Raw genomic sequence first — 17,629 nt, 5'->3', positions numbered from 1 at the left:
AAAGGAAGGATCAAAATGGAACATATCTATACTATTATTGACAGTCCGATCAACAAACTAACCGTTACCCGTAATTCCAAAGGGATTTGTTCTGTTTCGTTTGGCGAACGGGAAGAAGCTCCTGGATTCGTTTACTCTCAGAATGATCCGCTGCTACTTGAAGCAAGTAACCAGCTTCACAAATATTTCCAAGGAAAGCTGCACACCTTTGATTTGCCTCTGGACGTGCAAGGCACACCGTTTCAGCAATCGGTGTGGGATGCGCTGCGAACGATTCCGTTTGGAAAGACAGTGTCTTATCAGGAAATAGCCGCTTTAGCTGGTAATAGCAAAGCTGTGCGAGCAGTAGGACAGGCGAATAAAGCGAACCCAGTGCCTGTCATTATTCCATGTCATAGAGTGATCGGGAAGAACAGGAAGCTCGTCGGCTACGCTGGCAGCAGGGTAGACATGAAAGAAATTCTCTTAAAGATAGAAGGGACCCTGTAATTCAATCATGCTAAAAAAGCCAGATCCTGAACTCTCAACTGCTAAATGCAGTATGACGTCTTCAGACCTGGCAGTCATTGTCATTTATGATGTTTTAGGCAAAGAGTAATACTCTTCTAATTCTATAGAAATTCGAATCGCTTCATGGGCAATATCCGTTTTCATTCCATTGATTGAAAGAGAGCGGGTGCTGGCCTTCAATAATCGAGTAAGAAAATCAGAAATGGGGGCCTCGCTTTTAATTAAATCTTTTAAGCATTGGCTCTCACGCTGTATCTCCTGTTTAAATCGTTCAATCTCAGTTTCTGAACAATTATCGGCGATGCATTTCATAGCAAATATGGTGGCGATCGTACAAACGAATGGATCAGATGTCACTTGCAATAATTGTTTAGCTTCGGAATAGCTTGAAAGTGTACGGCGCGTTTGTGTCGCTGGATCAAAAAAAGTGACATGCCGTTCTCCCCACTCTAATGCGGGAGCAGGCGTTGCTGGGATATCCATGGCTGTTTCTCCTCTTTCTTTATATCAGTTCTATTATATGACTTATACATCACTAGAAATTATTATTTATCTATAATATTCACTTTACTATATTACCTTTGAAAGACTGTCTTAAACTCAGCTCCTCTATAAAATGATAATTTTTTTAGGTTTTTTTACTGAAAACAAATAACGCACATGCCATTTACTATGACATGTGCGTTATTTGTTTTATTGGCAAGCTTATTTTTGATGCAGCGGCAGTGTAATATAAATGTTTGTACCATTTCCTTCTTCACTGTCTACTTCAATTATTCCATCAAAGGAATCGATAATACGTTTGCAAACGACAAGACCAAGGCCGGTTCCATTTTCTTTAGAAGTATAGAATGGTTTAAAAATGAGTTCGAGCTGATCTTGTTCAATCCCGATGCCTGTATCGGAAATCGTCAGCTGACAATGTGCTGGCCCTTTATCAACGACTAGACTTAAATGACCGCCTTCGCTCATGGCTTCAAATGCATTCTTTGTTAAATTTAATATCACTTGCTTCAATTGATCGACATTAATCTTAATAAGGGTTTCTTCATCTGGCAAGACCATATTAAATTCCATGGAGTACAAGTTGGCTTCTGATGAGATTAATGGGCTGACGTCTGATAGTATGTCTCTGATGTCAATCACTTGAATTCTTTGGGCTGTGGGCTTGCCTAATATAAGAAACTCACTGACGATTTGGTTTATTCTCGCGATTTCTTTATTAATAATAGAATAATAGTATTCATCCTCAGGATCGTTATATTTTTCATTCAGCAGCTGCACAAGCCCTTTGATTCCTGTAAGCGGATTGCGTATTTCATGAGCCGTGCCTGCAGCGAGCGTACCGATTAATTCCAGCTTTTGTGATTCTTGCTGCATTTTCTCGACTTTCGTCTGCTGCTTAAGCATAACGTATTTTAAGAGAACAAAGGCTATATGCAGAGTCACCATGACAATAGCTGCGAATAAAAGGGTAAGAGGCATGACATTCTTCTCAAACATTCTGCCATCGGAAATCACAATATTCCACGGAAGCTGAGAAAGTGGATATTTAACTGAATTCTCGGAAGAAGACTTTTCTTTGCCGCCATCCACAGTGAAAATAGGAATCTGCTTGGCATTTTCAAAAACGATGTGCTGATCAGGTGTCAATAAGCCAATAATATTCCTCATATAATCCAGCCGCATATGAGCCATTAATATAGCTGATACCTCATCTTCTTTCATTACGGGTGTAGCAATCGCAATGACGGGCTGATTATTCGTCAGAGTTTCTGCTTCATTGGAAATGACGATATCTTTCGTTAACAGCACATCTTTAATATAAGGCTTATTTCTCAGGTTATATTGTTTCAGCAGATCGTTGGTGCCTGTTTGCACATTGCCTTCAAAGTCTAATATGTATATTCCTCCATACCGAGGATCTTTTCCAGCTGTTTTTTTGAGGGTATTCTGCACTTTATTCAAATCAGTTAGCTGATCTTCAGCACTGACCGCTAATATACTAAGACTTACTTTGATCTCACTAATGAACTGATCCATTTGATTCTTGTGAATATTGGCGACCCATTCTAGGTGAGTATTCCGCTGTTCTTCCGCCCGATCCTGGAGTACTTGGTAGAAAAATAGAATGGATAGAAGGGTTGGAATAATCACAATGGCTAAATATATCATACGTGTCTTCTTATTTTTCATAGGGTTGTCGTCCTTTTACTGTCATTATTACTATTATAGCAAAACTTTCTTGTTTTCTCTTAATAAGTTAAAAGAACCAGTCTCTGTGATCATTTACTACTTTAAAAAGACAGTGAAAACGTGTAAGTTTGAAGTAAGAGAAAGAACGAGGGGGACACTGTATGAAAGAGAAATTAATTATTCTCGAAACGAGTGATATTCACGGAGCAATCTTGCCGATCCAATATGGAACGAATAGCCGCACGGATGTTGGTCTGGCTAAATTGTCTTCCTATATTAAAGAACTTCAACAAACGGATGAACATGTGCTGCTGATTGATAATGGAGATTTCTTGCAGGGGACGCCATTAGCTGCAAATTATGTCAGAAGCAATCAAGAAGAGGCACATCCGATGGTGAAGGCGATGAATCATTTAAGCTATGATGCGGCGATTCTCGGAAATCATGAGTTTAACTATGGCCTTGGAGTTCTAGAAAGAGCGGCTCGCGATGCAGACTTCCCATTCTTAAGCTGCAATATTGTGAATGAAGAAGAGGAACCTTTTCTTGGCTGTCCTTATATTATAAAAGAATTTGCTAATGGGATGAAAGCAGCCGTGTTAGGAGTTTCGACACATTACATACCAAATTGGGAAAAGCCGGACCACATTTCAGGGCTGAAGTTTTTGGATGCCGTGGAATCTGTGAAAAAATGGGTTGAGTATATTCATCGTCATGAACAACCTGATGTGATGGTTGTTTCTTATCATGGCGGATTTGAAGTCAATCTGTCCAACGGCGAATGGATTGAGCGAAAAGAAAAAGGGGAGAATCAGGCTTACCGTATTTGTACGGAAGTGGATGGAATTGATATTCTGCTGACAGGCCATCAGCATAGGAGAATGGCTGAAACGGTGAATGGAGTAACGGTGGTGCAGCCGGGGTTCTCTGGTGAAAGCATCGGACAAGTGACGCTGGAACTTGCCAAAGGGGATGGCCGTTATATCATAGAGTCTGCCACTCCACATCTGATCGATGCGAAAACGCTGAAAACCGATCAAGACCTCATTAAGCTTGTCGAACGTGAAGAAAGAGACACGCAAAGATGGCTTGATGAGGTGATTGGTTATGTAGAGGGAGATATGAAAATTGATGATCCGCTAACGGTAAGGCTTGCGGAACATCCTTTAATTGAATTGATTAACCGCGTGCAGATGGAAGCAGCCGGGGCTGATATTTCAAGTACAGCTCTATTTCATAATGGATCTCCCGGTCTTCCAAACCAAGTGACGATGAGAGATATTGTCGCGAACTACATTTATCCCAATTCTTTAATGGTTATTGAAATATCTGGAGATGATATGAGAAGAGCTTTAGAGCGTTCGGCTTCCTATTTTTCCCTAGATCATGAGGAGAGACCCGTCGTAAATCCGAAATTTATTTACCCAAAGCCTCAGCATTATAATTATGATATGTGGGAAGGGATCTCGTATTGTATTGACTTAACAAAAGCAGAGGGCAGCCGTGTCGTATCCTTGACTCATCAAGGGGAAGAAGTTAAATCAGACAGGATGTATCAAGTGGTGATGAATAATTACCGTGCAGGAGGCGGGGGAGACTACTTCATGTTTAAGGGCAGAAAAGTATTGAAGGAAATTCAAACAGATATGTCGGAACTTCTGGCTCGGCATTTTAAAAAACATGGCAAAGTCGAAGCAGCCGTGAATCACAATTGGACGATTTGGTATCCAGGAAAATAAGTGAATGCTTGATGAACCAAAAGAGTTAATTTACAGAAATGAGAGGCACTGTATGAGTCATATGGATGAACGTAAACAATCGTTAAAATTATTTATTGTCCTATCAAGAGCATATAAAGTCTTAAATGAACAAGTGAATGAATATATTTACGAATCTGGATTAAACCCTACTGAATTTGCTGTTCTTGAACTTTTATATCATAAAGGTCCTCAGCCCCTTCAGCAAATTGGCAGTAAAATCCTGCTTGCCAGCGGCAGCATCACATATGTAGTAGATAAGTTAGAAAAGAAATCTTTATTGAAGCGGGTCGCGCATCCGGCTGACCGGCGGGTGACATATGCAGAGATTTCTGAAGAAGGCAAACACTTTATAGACCGTATTTTTCCTCAGCATGAAGAAAACATTCATCAATTAATGCAGACTTTGAGTGAAGAGGAACAGCAAACGGCCATTGAGCTTTTAAGGAAGCTCGGTTTATCCATCAGGGATTTATCCTAGGTTTAGAAAGGGGAACAGGATGAAGTTTAAAGACTATCAATACAAGCGTCCGGACTGGACAACTGTTGAAACTGAAATTGAATCATTACTAACCGGGTTATTATCAGCTTCATCTGCCACTGATCAAATTGAAATATTAAAGAGAATTAATAAAATCAGAAGCGGAGTCAGTACCATGATGGACCTCTGCTATATTAGACATACAATTGATACGAACGATGAATTTTACAAGCTGGAACAGGATTATATGGATGAATTGTCTCCAAAAATGGAGGGAATTGCTTCACGTCTGAATAAAGCTTTATTATCTTCGTCCTACCGAAAAGAGCTAGAAGAGACTTTTGGCAAACAGTTATTTCTGCTGGCGGAATCACAAGTGAAAACATTCTCGGACGACATTCTGCCTTTGCTTGAAAAGGAAAATAAACTGTCTTCTCAATATACTCAGCTGGTCGCTTCTGCTCAAATTGATTTTAATGGCAAAGAGTTAACGCTGGCTGAACTCGAGCCTTATTTGGAAGAAGAAAATCGCACGCTTCGCAAAAAGGCAGCAGAAGCCCGTTTTTCTTTTTTTGCTGATCATGAAAGTGAGTTTGACCAATTATTCGATGAATTGGTGAAGGTGAGAACGGAGATGGCAAAAAAGCTAGGGTATGCTAACTTCGTTGAACTAGGCTATCACCGGCTATCGCGAGTTGATTACGGGGCGGAACAGGTGAAGGTCTACAGAGAACAAATTAAAAAACATATCGTACCACTGGCTTCCAAACTTAGACACCGTCAGCAAAAAAGGATCGGCGTCGATTCACTAAAGTTCTATGATGAGAGTTTTCAATTTACGAGCGGGAACGCGAAGCCAAAGGGCGATGCGGAGTACATTATTGAAAATGGCAAGTTAATGTATCAGGAGTTATCAGAAGAGACGAGTGACTTCTTTCAATTCATGCTAGACCGTGAATTAATGGATCTTGTTGCAGTGAAAGGAAAAGCTGGCGGCGGATATTGCACTTTTCTAGAAGACTATCATTCTCCTTTTATCTTTGCTAACTTCAATGGAACTTCAGGTGATATTGATGTGTTAACTCATGAAGCCGGCCATGCCTTTCAAGTGTATTCCAGCCGAGACTGCGAGGTTCCGGAATATTTATGGCCTACCTATGAAGCATGTGAGATCCACTCTATGAGCATGGAGTTTTTTACATGGCCATGGATGGAACGGTTCTTTAAAGAAGATACAGACAAATATAAGTTTTCTCATTTGAGCAGCGCCCTTCTTTTCTTGCCTTACGGTGCAGCTGTAGATGAGTTTCAGCATCGCATCTATGAAGAGCCGGAATTAACACCGGAAGAAAGAAAAATGATCTGGAAAGAAATTGAGAAAGAGTATTTGCCTGAGCGGGACTATGAAGGCATTCCCTTTCTTGAAGCGGGAGGATACTGGCAGAGACAAGGACATATTTATGAAGTGCCATTTTATTATATTGATTACACGCTTGCTCAAGTCTGCGCGCTGCAATTTTGGAAACGGATGCGTGAGAATAAGGAAGAAGCCTGGGAGGATTATTTGGCGATTTGCCGCATTGGCGGAAGTCTTTCTTTTACAGAAATCGTGGAGAAGGCCCAGCTGATTTCACCTTTTGAAGCGGATTGCATGGAATCTGTTGTTGAGCCGATTTCAAAATGGCTGGATGCAGTAGATGATATCAAAATAGATAAGCGGTAAAAAATAAACAGATGCCATGTAAACTGCGGCCCCTGTAAATCTGTCGATATTTTCATTTTCTTTGTTGGATCTTAAACAAAAAAGCCGGAACAATTCCATTTTAGGAATGATCCCGGCTTTTTTCTTATTTCCCGCTTTATATTACTTAATATTTACCCCAACAGCTTTAGGATTCTTTTTACATTCTAGTCATTTGGTTAAAGTTACTGGTCTCATAGTACTAAAATGATTGGAACGGAAGGTGCGAGACTCCTGCGGGATCAGCGTGACAGGTGAGACCCCGCAGGCGCTTTAGCGCTGAGGAGGCTCACCGCACGCCCCGCGGAAAGCGAAGCATCCTGAAGTGGAAATCAAACCACACCAATTTAACAAAAAATTTTCAGTGGTCTCCTGTGAACTGGCACCATCTTTATTCATTGTGTGGCTTTAAGGAAATGTCTCTGTTTTCTACGACAGCTATTACATCCTTCACTTCTGGATCATCTAAAATCAAGTCTGCAATCCGGTCTTCAAGCTGTTCTTGAATCACCCGGCGAAGCGGACGAGCACCAAATGCAGGGTGATATCCAAGCTCTGCAAGCTGATCTTTCGCTTCCGGTGTTACAGTCAGAGTCATGTTCTGCTCGGACAGCGCAGCAGTTAACTCTTCAAGCATCAGATCAACAATTTGGTGCAGATCTTCTTTTTGCAGCTTATTAAATTCGATAATATTGTCAAATCGGTTTAAAAATTCCGGTTTGAAAAACTGGCTTAGAGAATCTAATAGAGAACTTTCTTTCATCGCTGAATTGCTGCCAAATCCAACCTTCACTGTTTTGTTGGCTACTCCGGCATTGCTTGTCATAATAATGACGGTATCTTTAAAGCTGACTGTGCGTCCTTGGCTGTCCGTCAGGCGTCCATCTTCTAATATCTGCAAGAACATATGCTGCACATCAGGATGAGCCTTTTCAATCTCATCTAAGAGAATGATGCTGTATGGATTGCGGCGCACTTTCTCGGTTAATTGGCCGGCTTCATCATGACCAACATATCCCGGAGGAGAACCAATTAATTTAGACGTGCTGTGCTTCTCCATGTATTCACTCATATCTAAACGGATCATCGCTTCACTAGATCCGAATAATTCTTCCGCCAGCGTTTTTGTGAGTTCCGTTTTCCCGACACCTGTAGGACCGACGAATAAGAAGGAACCGATTGGCCGGTGCTTCGACTTTAATCCAGCACGGCTGCGGCGAATTGCTTTCGCTACTTTTTTGACTGCATCTTTTTGACCGATTACTTTTCGAGTCAGGTTTGCCTCTAGATCGCGCATTTTTTGCTGCTCATCCTGCTGAAGCTTGCCAATAGGTATACCGGTTTTCTTTTCAATTAACTGCTGAATCGTTTCTACTGTAACCGTCGGGCGTTCTACAGGTTTGCCCTCCATGTTGCTGTATGCTGCTTCTTCATCTCGTAATTGAGCCGCTTTTTCGTAATCTTCATTTTTCAGCGCGGCTTCTTTTTCAGCGGCAATTCGTGCTAAGCGCTCCTGGATGGATTCTTGGTCTTCTGTATTGATTGTTAAATTCAGCTTCGCACCCGCTTCATCCATTAAGTCGATCGCTTTATCCGGCAGGAATCGATCTTGAATATAGCGGTGAGATAGGTGAACACATGCTTCTAGTGCTTCTTGTGTAAATGTCACTTCGTGAAAATCTTCATAGCGTTTTTGCAATCCTTTTAAGATATGAACAGCTTGCTCTGCAGTAGGCTCACTGACGATCACCGGCTGGAATCTGCGCTCAAGAGCCGCATCCTTTTCAATTTGACGGTATTCTTTCAATGTGGTTGCACCGATGACTTGAAGTTCACCGCGTGCAAGAGCAGGTTTAAGAATGTTACCGGCATCCATAGAACCTTCAGCTGAACCTGCGCCTACTAGCTGATGAATTTCATCGATAAAGAGAATGATGTTTTTCTGCTGCTGCAATTCAGTAATTAACTGCTTCATTCTTTCTTCAAATTGTCCGCGAATACCTGTGTTAGCTACGAGTGACGCGACATCTAAAAGATAAACCTCTTTATTTTTTAATTTTAGAGGCACTTGGCCCTCAGCTATTTTTAAAGCCAGACCCTCTGCGATCGCTGTTTTACCGACACCTGGCTCACCAATGAGCACCGGGTTGTTCTTATTTCTGCGGTTTAGTGTTTCAATCACGCGTTCGATTTCTTTTTCTCTGCCGATCACAGGGTCAATTAATCCTGCTTTAGCTAAGTCGCTTAAGTTTTTTCCATACTCCTGCAAAAAGCCGTTGCCTCCGTGGTGACCGTCATGCTGTGTGTGGAGTGGGCGTTCTGCCTGTGGCTTTTCACTCGAATGAGGAAATCCAAAGCCTTTCATAAATTCATCTAGTGGAAATCCACCGAATTGCTGAAAATTCATTGGGCTGCCTCCTATCGCTTGTTTTTCTTTTTTATAGCAGTCTGAACATAAGTGAAAGTGTTTTCCTTTACCGTTTGTATGAATACGCAGCTGAACATTTGCTTGGTTTTGCTGGCAAATTTGACATAACATTTTTGTTCATCTCCTTTTGTATATATATTTGACTTTTTTTGACCTTTGGGCTGAAAAAATGTCCCGTTTATTTAACAGGAGAGGTTTGACCTTATTTGATCTTGTTTGACTTTATTATAATTTGACCTTTTTTGACTTTCAAGTATTTTGTTTAAAAAATTTTTCAATCTCTTCTTAATCGGGAGAGACAAGCATAAGGTGAATTAATGTCAAAGAGCGGGGGTGGATCATGAAAACCTGGATCGGAGCCTTTCAAATAGCGGCTGTCTATATAGGCACCATTATTGGAGCCGGTTTTGCCACTGGGAAGGAAATCTTTCAATTTTTTACTCAATTCGGCTTTTATGGCATGCCTGCGATTTTATTCAGCGGCTGCTTATTTATATTTTTAGGAGCAAAGATGATGATCACTGCCATCGATCTAAAAGCTGCTTCTTACCGGGAGCTCAACATACATTTATTCGGACAGCGGATAGCGGGATGGGTGAACCTTTTGCAGTTTTTCATGCTGATCGGAGTGACTGGAGTCATGCTCTCTGGAACGGGAGCCTTATTTGATGAACATTTTAATTTGCCTGGAAACAGCGGAATTCTGTTGACGATTGCAGCAGGTTTTATAGTGGTGAAAAAGGGAGTAAAAGGTTTGCTGGCTGTAAATGTTGTTGTGGTGCCATTAATGATCATTTTCCACTTGCGTTTAGCTGGGGCAGCGGTAACAGAACCGGATTTTTTAACCGATCTTTTGTTAGGAAAGGATGAAGATCACACATGGCGCACCTGGCTTTCTCCTTTAAGCTATACAGCATTAAATCTTGCTTTAGCCCAAGCTGTGCTAGTTCCGCTTGCCAGTGAAGTAAATGATAAAAAAGTTATCAAAAGAGGCGCGTTTTTAGGTGGTGGAGCTTTAATGCTGCTCATGCTTGCCAGTCATGCCTGTTTAATTCAAGTGGAAGATATCGCTTCTTATGAAATTCCGATGGCTTATATTGTGGAGCAGTTTCTTCCGGCATTTCACTATCTGTATGCTTTTCTAATCTATGGTGAAATTTTTACATCGGTGATCGGAAACGCCTATGGATTAAAGCAGCAAATGTCTCAGAAGGTTCATTGGCCTCCTGGCATACTATATTTAATTATTTTTTCAGCGGGCTTTCTATTAAGCCAAATCTCATACGGCACCTTGCTTGGATTCTTGTATCCTATTTTTGGATGCATCAGTCTAGTGTTTCTATTTTTACTTTGGAAGAAATAATAATTGGGGCTTCTGAGGTTCATATAAAAAGCCCTTGTTCCAGAATGAATTTGGAAACAAGAGCTGATGATGGCAAGTCTAATTTTAAGGTTATTTAAGCGATAATGTTTCTGCCATCGTTAAAAAAGCTGATTGATAGCGCTGTTTGCTATTATCAAACACCGTTAATTTAATGGTCTTATTTCCTGAAGGAATCAAGTAGGCAGTGACTGTTGAATCATCTGCTGCGCTTTGGAAAATACGTGCATTTGAAAGCCAGGCTCCTGCCTCGGAAGCGGGAAGCTCTTGAACGTTAGGGTTGACTGTGGACAGGGCAGTATTCACTTCTTCAATAAGGCTGTCTGGCTCCTTGACGGAAAGCACTTCGATGCGCATAAAATACTGATCTTCCTGTTTACTGAAGATGACATCTTTTTGTGGTTCTTCGGCTGTGAATTCAAAATTCTGCAAGACATAAAGCGAGTAGGGCTGATGATCACTATTTTTTAAGAAAGCTGTTTCCGTGTTTGTCTGGCCATCAAGTTTGTAAGTTAACTGTTTTTCCAGCAGCCGGATTTTTTCGTTTTCTTCAGAAGGCACTTCTTTCATTTCTTCTGCTTCAGCAGGAGGGTCTGCTTTCTCCTCATCACTGCTGCAGCCGCTTAACATGGCGAAGGGAATAACCAGGGAAAGCCACATGCTTCTATTCCACTTTTTCATCTGACACTCTCCTTTTGAACACGTTTGATCTTGTTAGTCTAAAGTAAATGGTGTTATATCCATTTTACTTTATTATTCACCAATTTTTGCTTGAATGAACAAAAAAAAGAGCCCGCAGGCTCTTTTTTCTAAATTATCTCAAGGGTAAGATGACGATTAGCAGCAGTGTAAATACTAAATGGGAGATAATCAGCATCGGTATGCTGCGTTTCCATACATAAAGAGCGCCCCAATACAGTCCGCCAATGAAGGCTGCGATGACCCAAATCCATTTATCAGAATAAATAAATACAGAAGCATATAGCGCTGAGGTAACTAGAATCGCAGTTAAATCATTAAAGTAATGAGAGAGCTTTTTTTGAACATAGCCTCGCCAAAATAATTCTTCCCCAGGAATGAAGATAAGAATAAGTACAATATAGTGCCAGATAAACTGCGGCGAATACCAGCTGTACATTTTTGATACTTGACGATCCCATGAAAACGGGAGGTAAGGAAGCAGTAAGTGGCCGATCCAAAACAACCCATATAATAACAAGCCCGACAGCAAACCATATTTAATAAAGCTTCGGGTTCTCTGCTTGTCATCAATCTTTTCATTCATTATAGCCAAGCTAATGAAAAATAAATTAGCAGCGGTATAAATATACCAAAAAATATCACGGTCAGAAAAAGTGATATATAAAAGAATATGGGCTAAAACGATGCTGCTTAGCAATCGCCAGTCTTTTAATATAAACATGAAACAGATACTCCCTCCTTCAATCACAGGCATTATTGTAACAAAATCCCGAACAAAATGGTAATAAAATATATGATTCATAGAGTAGGGGAAAGGATCTCTTCTCTATAGGAGGAAAATTGCCACTGATATAGCACTAACGGCGGCTTTGGGCATTCTATCAGCGGGTAACCCAACTCTAACGGCGGCTTTGAACATTCTATCAGCGCTTAACCAAATCGCCAGTCCCGCTCAACTCAATAATCTGCAAGGAGCAGGCGATTGGTTCAGTGAGGAAGCGGTCATAACAAAAGCTTAAAAAAACCAGCGAGCAGAAGGCTCGCTGGCTAGGCATTAACAGAAGGTTGAATAATAGTGTAATTCTTATGATTGACTACGGTTTTTTCTTCTAACTCCAAGTATCTGAAGTTTTCCATGATGGTTAAATCTACGATTACAGAGTTTTCGTTGATCTTTTCAACAATTCCTCGTAATCCTTCTTTAAATTCGATTACATTCCCCACTTCTGCCTTAGTCATCTTTCTCTCTCCTTCTTCTTCATTTGTAAACGTTTACTTTTTGTTGTTCCTCCATTAAACCGATATAATAATACAAAGGGGAAACAGATGAGGAAGGTGTTCCGCCTTTTTCTTATTATATGCAGGTAATTGTATTACTTTACAGTTTGCCTTATTTAGTTAAAAGAGTAAAGTATTTTTGTGGGAATTATATGTATTTTTTAAATTATTCAATTATTTCAAAAGGAAGTGATGAAATGTCTAGCGAAAACATCGTGCAGCAAATGGAACAATTAAAAAATGGAGAAATAAAAGAGTGCTTTGTCAGCAAAGAGAATTTCCTAGAATTTCGGAAAGTGCTAGTGAAGAGGGAAGACTTTAAACATTTTAGGGGAATCGCACAGCGCGGGGGGAACGTCATTTATACCTATCTAGAAGAACCAAGGAGCTGATGCCTTGTATGTATAGGTTCTGATTCCGCAACAAAAAATAACATGCGGAGAGAATATAGAAAGAAGCGGAAAATTGATTAGCAAGACGTACTAGTCAAGTTCCCGCTTTTGATCCTTACCTTCTTCTCAGCTGTTTCTTGGTGTACATTTTCAGTTCATTCACAATTAGCTGTTTCGTTTGATCATCATCATTGCCGCTGAAGCCATATTCAAATTTCGATCCCATCTTTTTTTTCCAATTGATGTGTCCATTTATTTCAATTGTGGCCTCTGACAATAGAAAGCGAATGCGTACAAGCGGATCTTCTGCCCGGTCGATATCGAGATCAGAAACCATTTTTAAGCCATTGGGACTTAGGTCCAGAATATCTGCTGTTGAGCTGTCGATACATACAAGCGACTGGTCTGCTTTTTGGTAAATTTCAAGGGAAGCTTCTACCGGTTCTTGAAAAGCGTATCGAAAGGCTTCGTGTCTTTTGTAATACATGTCTATCAACCCTTCCATATTTCCACTTTATTGTAAAACAAAGTGATCAAAATGATCAATATAATAATGCTTGATAATTGAGCTCAAGAGCAAGTAATGATATTCTCTAAGAAGGCACAACCCGTCTATTTATTACGATTATCGCAACTTGTAAATACAAGTATTGCAGATAAGATATTTTTCATGTAATGTAAAAATGCAAATATAGTTCTAAGATGTAAAGGAGAAGATAAAAATGGCACAACAATCATTCAAAGTAACAGCTGAAACAGGTATTCATGCTCGCCCGGCAACATTATTAGTGCAAACAGCGAGTAAATTCTCAAGCGACATTAACTTAGAATATAAAGAGAAAAAAGTAAACTTAAAATCAATCATGGGTGTTATGTCTCTTGGAATCGGCCAAGGGGCTGATATTACAATTACAGCAGAAGGCAGCGACGAATCGGAAGCGATTGCAGAATTAAAGGATGTATTAACTAAAGAAGGTTTGGCGGAGTAATGTCAACCATTCTTAATGGAATTGCTGCTTCTAATGGAATTGCGATTGCTAAAGCTTACCGATTAGTAGAACCTGACTTATCATTTAATCAGTCATCTGTTTCCGATCCAGCGGAAGAAGTCAATCGATTTCAGACTGCTCTTCAAGCGGCAAAAACGGATCTTGAAACGATTAAAGAAAAGGCATACAAAGATCTTGGCGCGGATAAAGCGGCCATTTTCGAAGCTCATTTACTGGTTTTAAGTGATCCTGAACTCATTCAGCCAATTGAGGAAAAAATCAAAACAGATTCTGTCAACGCAGAACACGCTTTAAAAGAAACAGGGGATATGTTCATTGCGATGTTCGAGTCGATGGACAATGATTATATGAAGGAACGCGCTGCTGACATTCGCGATGTAACTAAGCGAATCCTTGCTCATTTACTGCAAGTTCAACTGGCGAATCCAAGCTTAATTGCTGAAGAAGTCATTATCATCGCTGAAGATCTCACCCCTTCAGATACCGCTCAATTAAATCGTGAATTTGTTAAAGGGTTTACAACTGATATCGGAGGCAGAACGTCTCACTCGGCGATCATGGCCCGTTCAATGGAGATCCCTGCAGTCGTTGGAGCGAAAGAAGTGACTCAGCAAATTGAAAATGGCGACATGGTCATAGTGGACGGATTAAAAGGACAAGTACATATTAATCCGACTGAAGAATTGCTGGCTGAATACCGCGAGATTTCTGCACAGTATGAAGAGCAAAAAGCAGAGTGGGCAAAACTCGTGAATGAGAAAACGGTTACTGCCGACGGATATCATGTAGAACTGGCTGCGAACATTGGCACGCCTAAAGATTTAAAAGGTGTGATTAATAATGGCGGAGAAGGCATTGGACTGTATCGAACCGAATTTCTTTATATGGGCCGAGACCAATTGCCGACCGAAGACGAACAGTTCGAGTCCTATAAAGCCGTGCTTGAAGGAATGGATGGTAAGCCGGTTGTCGTCCGCACATTAGATATTGGCGGAGATAAAGAGCTTCCTTATTTAGATTTGCCAAAGGAAATGAACCCTTTTCTAGGATTCCGGGCCATTCGTTTATGCTTAGAGGATCGAGATATTTTTCAAACTCAGCTTCGAGCCTTGCTTCGTGCAAGCGTCTATGGAAATTTAAAAATTATGTTTCCTATGATCGCTACATTAGATGAATTCCGTGAAGCGAAAGCGGCACTTGAATCGGCGAAGCAATCATTAATTGATGAAGGTGTCAGCGTGTCAGAAAATATTGAAGTAGGAATCATGGTCGAAATTCCGTCAACAGCTATCTTAGCTGATCAATTTGCGAAAGAGGTCGACTTCTTTAGCATCGGGACGAATGATTTAATTCAATATACGATGGCAGCGGATCGGATGAATGAAAGAGTGTCTTATTTGTATCAGCCTTATAACCCATCCATTCTGCGCTTAATCAAAATGGTGATTGATGCCGCTCATAAAGAAGGCAAATGGGCTGGCATGTGCGGTGAAATGGCTGGAGATGAAGTGGCTATACCTATTCTGCTCGGATTAGGTTTAGATGAATTCTCAATGAGTGCTACATCCATATTAAAAGCTCGCTCACAATTGAAACGCCTTTCAAAAGCTGAGATGGAAAATCTGGCAGAAGAAGCACTAAATTTGCGAACTTATGGTGAAGTCATCCAAGCGGTAAAAAAAGTTTCTAAATAAATGTTTCATTTATGTGTTTAATACGAAAAAAGTGGGTATAAATGATATAACAGCATATGAGAAGACTCACTTAGCCTTTTCATTCTCATTTTCCCCCACTTTTTTGGTCCAGGCAATTCATTGCCTGGATTTTTTTTGTTTTTATTAAGAAAAGCAGACAAGAAAAATGCACGAAAATTCAAACTATATTATAATAGTAAACAGATTAACAAGTGGGAGGCATACATACATGAATCAATTTCAAGGAAAAACTGCTTTAGTATTAGCTTCAAGTCAAGGACTAGGAAAAGCCATTGCGCAAAAGCTGGCGCAAAAGGGAGCCAATGTCATGCTTGCTAGCCGCTCAGAAGATAAATTGTCTGAAGTTCAAGCAGAAATTAAATCACAATACGATGGACAAGTCGAATATATGGTATGTGATATAACGGATCCGACTCAGATAAAAAAACTGACAGAAGAGACAGTGAAGCATTTCGGAACAATTGATATTTTAATAAATAATGCAGGAGGTCCAAAGGCTGGCAAGTTTGAAGACATGAGCGATTCAGATTGGCAAAGTGCATTTGAATTAAATCTGCTTTCTTACATACGAGTGATTCGTGAAGCACTGCCGTATTTAAAGAAACAGGGAGGGAAAATTATTAACATTGCCTCTTCCTCTATTAAAGAGCCTATTCCGGGTTTAATTCTTTCAAATACATTCCGCACAGGCATTGTCGGTCTATCTAAAACGCTGGCAGAGGAATTCGCTAATGATAACATCCTTGTCAATACAGTAGCCCCAGGAAGAATTGCTACAGACCGTGTCCGTCATCTTGATGAATTCAATGCGGATAAACAAGGAATTTCAATTGAGCAGCAGGAAGAACAAATGAAGAATAAGATTCCTCTTGGCAGGTATGGAAAGCCTGAAGAGTTTGCCAATGTGGTGGCTTTCCTCGCTTCAGATGAGAATACCTACATGACTGGAAGCAGTTTTCTAGTAGATGGCGGAATGGTGAGATCTATTTAAAAATTTTTTTATCAATATGGGTTTAAAAAGACAGGGGCCGGGGAACGATATAATTAAGCATTATCAATTGGAGATTCTCACTCACACCCCCCCTTTTCTTGGGACCTGTCTTAGCGGCAGGTCTCTTTTTTTGATTTAATAAGTTAGGCAAAATGATTAGGGAATGAGGCTATAAAAATGAAAGATAAACAAACCATTGGTTTTATTGGAATAGGCGTTATGGGGAAAAGTATGGCCCGTCATATTCAACAAGCTGGTTATCCGTTAGCGATCTACACTCGGACGAAGGATAAAGCTAATGACTTGTTATCAAATGGAGCGATCTGGTGTGAAACGCCAGGGGAGCTTTCGAAACAGTCCGATATAATATTTACGATTATTGGAGAGCCGAAAGATGTGAAAGAGGTGTACTTTGGCTCTAACGGCCTATTAGCCAATAGCCGTCCAGGTCAAATTGTGGTGGATATGACGACGTCAAAGCCAAGTTTGGCGAAAGAGATTTATGAAAAATCGAAAGAGATCGGAGTCAGGTCGATCGATGCCCCCGTTTCAGGCGGGGATATAGGAGCGAAAAATGGCACTTTAGCGATCATGGCAGGAGGAGACTATGAGACATTTACTGATATCTTGCCGCTGTTAGAAATCATCGGAGAAAATATTGTGTATCAAGGGGATGCAGGTGCAGGACAGCATACAAAAATGTGCAATCAAATAGCGATTGCGACAAATATGATTGGAATCTGTGAGTCTTTATTGTATGCCAAAAAAGCAGGACTGAATCCTGAAACGGTGTTAAAAAGTATTGCAAGCGGTGCAGCAGGAAGCTGGTCACTTTCCAATTTAGCCCCTCGTATCATCAAAGGCGACTATGCTCCGGGATTTTATATTAAACATTTTATTAAAGATATGAAAATCGCTTTAGAAGAAGCGGAGCGAATGGAATTAGATCTTCCAGGTCTGACAATGGCAAAAGACATGTATGAAGAACTAGCAGCTAAAGGAGAAGAAGAAAGCGGAACGCAAGCTCTAATTAAATACTGGAACTAA

The 17,629-nt window shown here is 40.5% G+C and carries 17 protein-coding genes; 10 read left to right on the top strand and 7 right to left on the bottom strand.

What is annotated here, in order from left to right; translation table 11 throughout:
• Positions 1 to 15 precede the first annotated feature (15 nt).
• The gene (locus JOC78_RS01255) at positions 16 to 489 is read left to right on the top strand and encodes a methylated-DNA--[protein]-cysteine S-methyltransferase (RefSeq protein ID WP_204552233.1); all 474 of its coding nucleotides are present in this window, start codon (positions 16 to 18) and stop codon (positions 487 to 489) included.
• A gap of 84 nt (positions 490 to 573) precedes the next feature.
• Here the strand turns inward: JOC78_RS01255 and JOC78_RS01250 are convergent, their stop codons facing one another.
• Together JOC78_RS01250 and JOC78_RS01245 are read right to left on the bottom strand one after the other, a co-directional pair.
• Positions 574 to 993 carry a hypothetical protein gene (locus tag JOC78_RS01250; protein WP_204552231.1) on the bottom strand — a complete coding sequence of 140 codons (420 nt, stop codon included), beginning with the start codon at positions 991 to 993 and terminating at the stop codon, positions 574 to 576.
• Positions 994 to 1,215: 222 nt separating this feature from the next.
• The gene (locus JOC78_RS01245) at positions 1,216 to 2,706 is read right to left on the bottom strand and encodes a PAS domain-containing sensor histidine kinase (protein WP_204552229.1); all 1,491 of its coding nucleotides are present in this window, start codon (positions 2,704 to 2,706) and stop codon (positions 1,216 to 1,218) included.
• 161 nt (positions 2,707 to 2,867) lie between these two features.
• Here JOC78_RS01245 and JOC78_RS01240 point away from each other — a divergent pair, with 161 nt between their 5' ends.
• The 3 genes from JOC78_RS01240 to JOC78_RS01230 all read left to right on the top strand — a co-directional run bounded on the left by JOC78_RS01240 (position 2,868) and on the right by JOC78_RS01230 (position 6,667).
• Positions 2,868 to 4,445 (top strand): bifunctional metallophosphatase/5'-nucleotidase, encoded by a 1,578-nt coding sequence (locus JOC78_RS01240; protein ID WP_204552227.1) that lies wholly within the window; start codon positions 2,868 to 2,870, stop codon positions 4,443 to 4,445.
• A 61-nt stretch (positions 4,446 to 4,506) separates the two neighbouring features.
• Entirely contained in the window at positions 4,507 to 4,944 is a 438-nt protein-coding gene (locus JOC78_RS01235) for a MarR family winged helix-turn-helix transcriptional regulator (protein ID WP_204552906.1), read from the top strand.
• Positions 4,945 to 4,963: 19 nt separating this feature from the next.
• Positions 4,964 to 6,667 carry a M3 family oligoendopeptidase gene (locus JOC78_RS01230; RefSeq protein ID WP_204552225.1) on the top strand — a complete coding sequence of 568 codons (1,704 nt, stop codon included), beginning with the start codon at positions 4,964 to 4,966 and terminating at the stop codon, positions 6,665 to 6,667.
• Between the two features lie 409 nt (positions 6,668 to 7,076).
• Here JOC78_RS01230 and JOC78_RS01225 read toward each other — a convergent pair whose 3' ends face one another.
• Entirely contained in the window at positions 7,077 to 9,224 is a 2,148-nt protein-coding gene (locus JOC78_RS01225; RefSeq protein ID WP_204552224.1) for an ATP-dependent Clp protease ATP-binding subunit, read from the bottom strand.
• Between the two features lie 229 nt (positions 9,225 to 9,453).
• On the opposite strand from JOC78_RS01225, the gene JOC78_RS01220 reads away from it, so the two are divergent.
• Positions 9,454 to 10,476 (top strand): YkvI family membrane protein, encoded by a 1,023-nt coding sequence (locus tag JOC78_RS01220; RefSeq protein WP_204552222.1) that lies wholly within the window; start codon positions 9,454 to 9,456, stop codon positions 10,474 to 10,476.
• Positions 10,477 to 10,566: 90 nt separating this feature from the next.
• Here JOC78_RS01220 and JOC78_RS01215 read toward each other — a convergent pair whose 3' ends face one another.
• The 3 genes from JOC78_RS01215 to JOC78_RS01205 form a co-directional block, all read right to left on the bottom strand.
• Positions 10,567 to 11,175, bottom strand: a complete 609-nt coding sequence (locus JOC78_RS01215; protein WP_204552220.1) for a hypothetical protein — start codon at positions 11,173 to 11,175, stop codon at positions 10,567 to 10,569.
• Positions 11,176 to 11,308: 133 nt separating this feature from the next.
• Positions 11,309 to 11,917, bottom strand: a complete 609-nt coding sequence (locus JOC78_RS01210) for a CPBP family intramembrane glutamic endopeptidase (protein ID WP_204552218.1) — start codon at positions 11,915 to 11,917, stop codon at positions 11,309 to 11,311.
• A gap of 326 nt (positions 11,918 to 12,243) precedes the next feature.
• Entirely contained in the window at positions 12,244 to 12,435 is a 192-nt protein-coding gene (locus JOC78_RS01205) for a YkvS family protein (protein ID WP_204552216.1), read from the bottom strand.
• Between the two features lie 236 nt (positions 12,436 to 12,671).
• On the opposite strand from JOC78_RS01205, the gene JOC78_RS01200 reads away from it, so the two are divergent.
• Positions 12,672 to 12,866 carry a hypothetical protein gene (locus JOC78_RS01200; protein WP_204552214.1) on the top strand — a complete coding sequence of 65 codons (195 nt, stop codon included), beginning with the start codon at positions 12,672 to 12,674 and terminating at the stop codon, positions 12,864 to 12,866.
• 115 nt (positions 12,867 to 12,981) lie between these two features.
• Here the strand turns inward: JOC78_RS01200 and JOC78_RS01195 are convergent, their stop codons facing one another.
• A complete protein-coding gene (locus JOC78_RS01195; RefSeq protein WP_204552213.1) occupies positions 12,982 to 13,353 on the bottom strand; it encodes a PilZ domain-containing protein in 372 nt (123 codons plus the stop codon).
• Between the two features lie 235 nt (positions 13,354 to 13,588).
• On the opposite strand from JOC78_RS01195, the gene JOC78_RS01190 reads away from it, so the two are divergent.
• From JOC78_RS01190 to JOC78_RS01175, 4 genes are all read left to right on the top strand, one after another.
• The gene (locus JOC78_RS01190) at positions 13,589 to 13,855 is read left to right on the top strand and encodes a phosphocarrier protein HPr (protein ID WP_204552211.1); all 267 of its coding nucleotides are present in this window, start codon (positions 13,589 to 13,591) and stop codon (positions 13,853 to 13,855) included.
• Positions 13,855 to 15,570 (top strand): phosphoenolpyruvate--protein phosphotransferase, encoded by a 1,716-nt coding sequence (ptsP, locus tag JOC78_RS01185; RefSeq protein ID WP_204552209.1) that lies wholly within the window; start codon positions 13,855 to 13,857, stop codon positions 15,568 to 15,570. Before JOC78_RS01190 ends, ptsP begins: the two co-directional genes overlap by 1 nt.
• Positions 15,571 to 15,799: 229 nt before the next feature.
• Positions 15,800 to 16,582 carry an SDR family oxidoreductase gene (locus tag JOC78_RS01180; RefSeq protein WP_204552207.1) on the top strand — a complete coding sequence of 261 codons (783 nt, stop codon included), beginning with the start codon at positions 15,800 to 15,802 and terminating at the stop codon, positions 16,580 to 16,582.
• Positions 16,583 to 16,759: 177 nt separating this feature from the next.
• Complete coding sequence (locus JOC78_RS01175) at positions 16,760 to 17,629, top strand: NAD(P)-dependent oxidoreductase (protein WP_204552205.1); 870 nt, start codon at positions 16,760 to 16,762, stop codon at positions 17,627 to 17,629.

Source organism: Bacillus ectoiniformans (genome assembly GCF_016908875.1).
Taxonomy (GTDB): Bacteria; Bacillota; Bacilli; order Bacillales; family Domibacillaceae; genus Bacillus_BX; species Bacillus_BX ectoiniformans.
This window is presented reverse-complemented; position numbering and strand designations above follow the sequence as displayed.

Excerpts from the sequence above, each read along its gene's own strand:
- JOC78_RS01255 (WP_204552233.1), top strand. The coding sequence starts at position 16 with ATGGAACATATCTATACTATTATTGACAGTCCGATCAACAAACTAACC.
- JOC78_RS01250 (WP_204552231.1), bottom strand. The coding sequence starts at position 993 with ATGGATATCCCAGCAACGCCTGCTCCCGCATTAGAGTGGGGAGAACGG.
- JOC78_RS01245 (WP_204552229.1), bottom strand. The coding sequence starts at position 2,706 with ATGAAAAATAAGAAGACACGTATGATATATTTAGCCATTGTGATTATT.
- JOC78_RS01240 (WP_204552227.1), top strand. The coding sequence starts at position 2,868 with ATGAAAGAGAAATTAATTATTCTCGAAACGAGTGATATTCACGGAGCA.
- JOC78_RS01235 (WP_204552906.1), top strand. The coding sequence starts at position 4,507 with ATGGATGAACGTAAACAATCGTTAAAATTATTTATTGTCCTATCAAGA.
- JOC78_RS01230 (WP_204552225.1), top strand. The coding sequence starts at position 4,964 with ATGAAGTTTAAAGACTATCAATACAAGCGTCCGGACTGGACAACTGTT.
- JOC78_RS01225 (WP_204552224.1), bottom strand. The coding sequence starts at position 9,224 with ATGTTATGTCAAATTTGCCAGCAAAACCAAGCAAATGTTCAGCTGCGT.
- JOC78_RS01220 (WP_204552222.1), top strand. The coding sequence starts at position 9,454 with ATGAAAACCTGGATCGGAGCCTTTCAAATAGCGGCTGTCTATATAGGC.
- JOC78_RS01215 (WP_204552220.1), bottom strand. The coding sequence starts at position 11,175 with ATGAAAAAGTGGAATAGAAGCATGTGGCTTTCCCTGGTTATTCCCTTC.
- JOC78_RS01210 (WP_204552218.1), bottom strand. The coding sequence starts at position 11,917 with ATGTTTATATTAAAAGACTGGCGATTGCTAAGCAGCATCGTTTTAGCC.
- JOC78_RS01205 (WP_204552216.1), bottom strand. The coding sequence starts at position 12,435 with ATGACTAAGGCAGAAGTGGGGAATGTAATCGAATTTAAAGAAGGATTA.
- JOC78_RS01200 (WP_204552214.1), top strand. The coding sequence starts at position 12,672 with ATGTCTAGCGAAAACATCGTGCAGCAAATGGAACAATTAAAAAATGGA.
- JOC78_RS01195 (WP_204552213.1), bottom strand. The coding sequence starts at position 13,353 with ATGTATTACAAAAGACACGAAGCCTTTCGATACGCTTTTCAAGAACCG.
- JOC78_RS01190 (WP_204552211.1), top strand. The coding sequence starts at position 13,589 with ATGGCACAACAATCATTCAAAGTAACAGCTGAAACAGGTATTCATGCT.
- ptsP (WP_204552209.1), top strand. The coding sequence starts at position 13,855 with ATGTCAACCATTCTTAATGGAATTGCTGCTTCTAATGGAATTGCGATT.
- JOC78_RS01180 (WP_204552207.1), top strand. The coding sequence starts at position 15,800 with ATGAATCAATTTCAAGGAAAAACTGCTTTAGTATTAGCTTCAAGTCAA.
- JOC78_RS01175 (WP_204552205.1), top strand. The coding sequence starts at position 16,760 with ATGAAAGATAAACAAACCATTGGTTTTATTGGAATAGGCGTTATGGGG.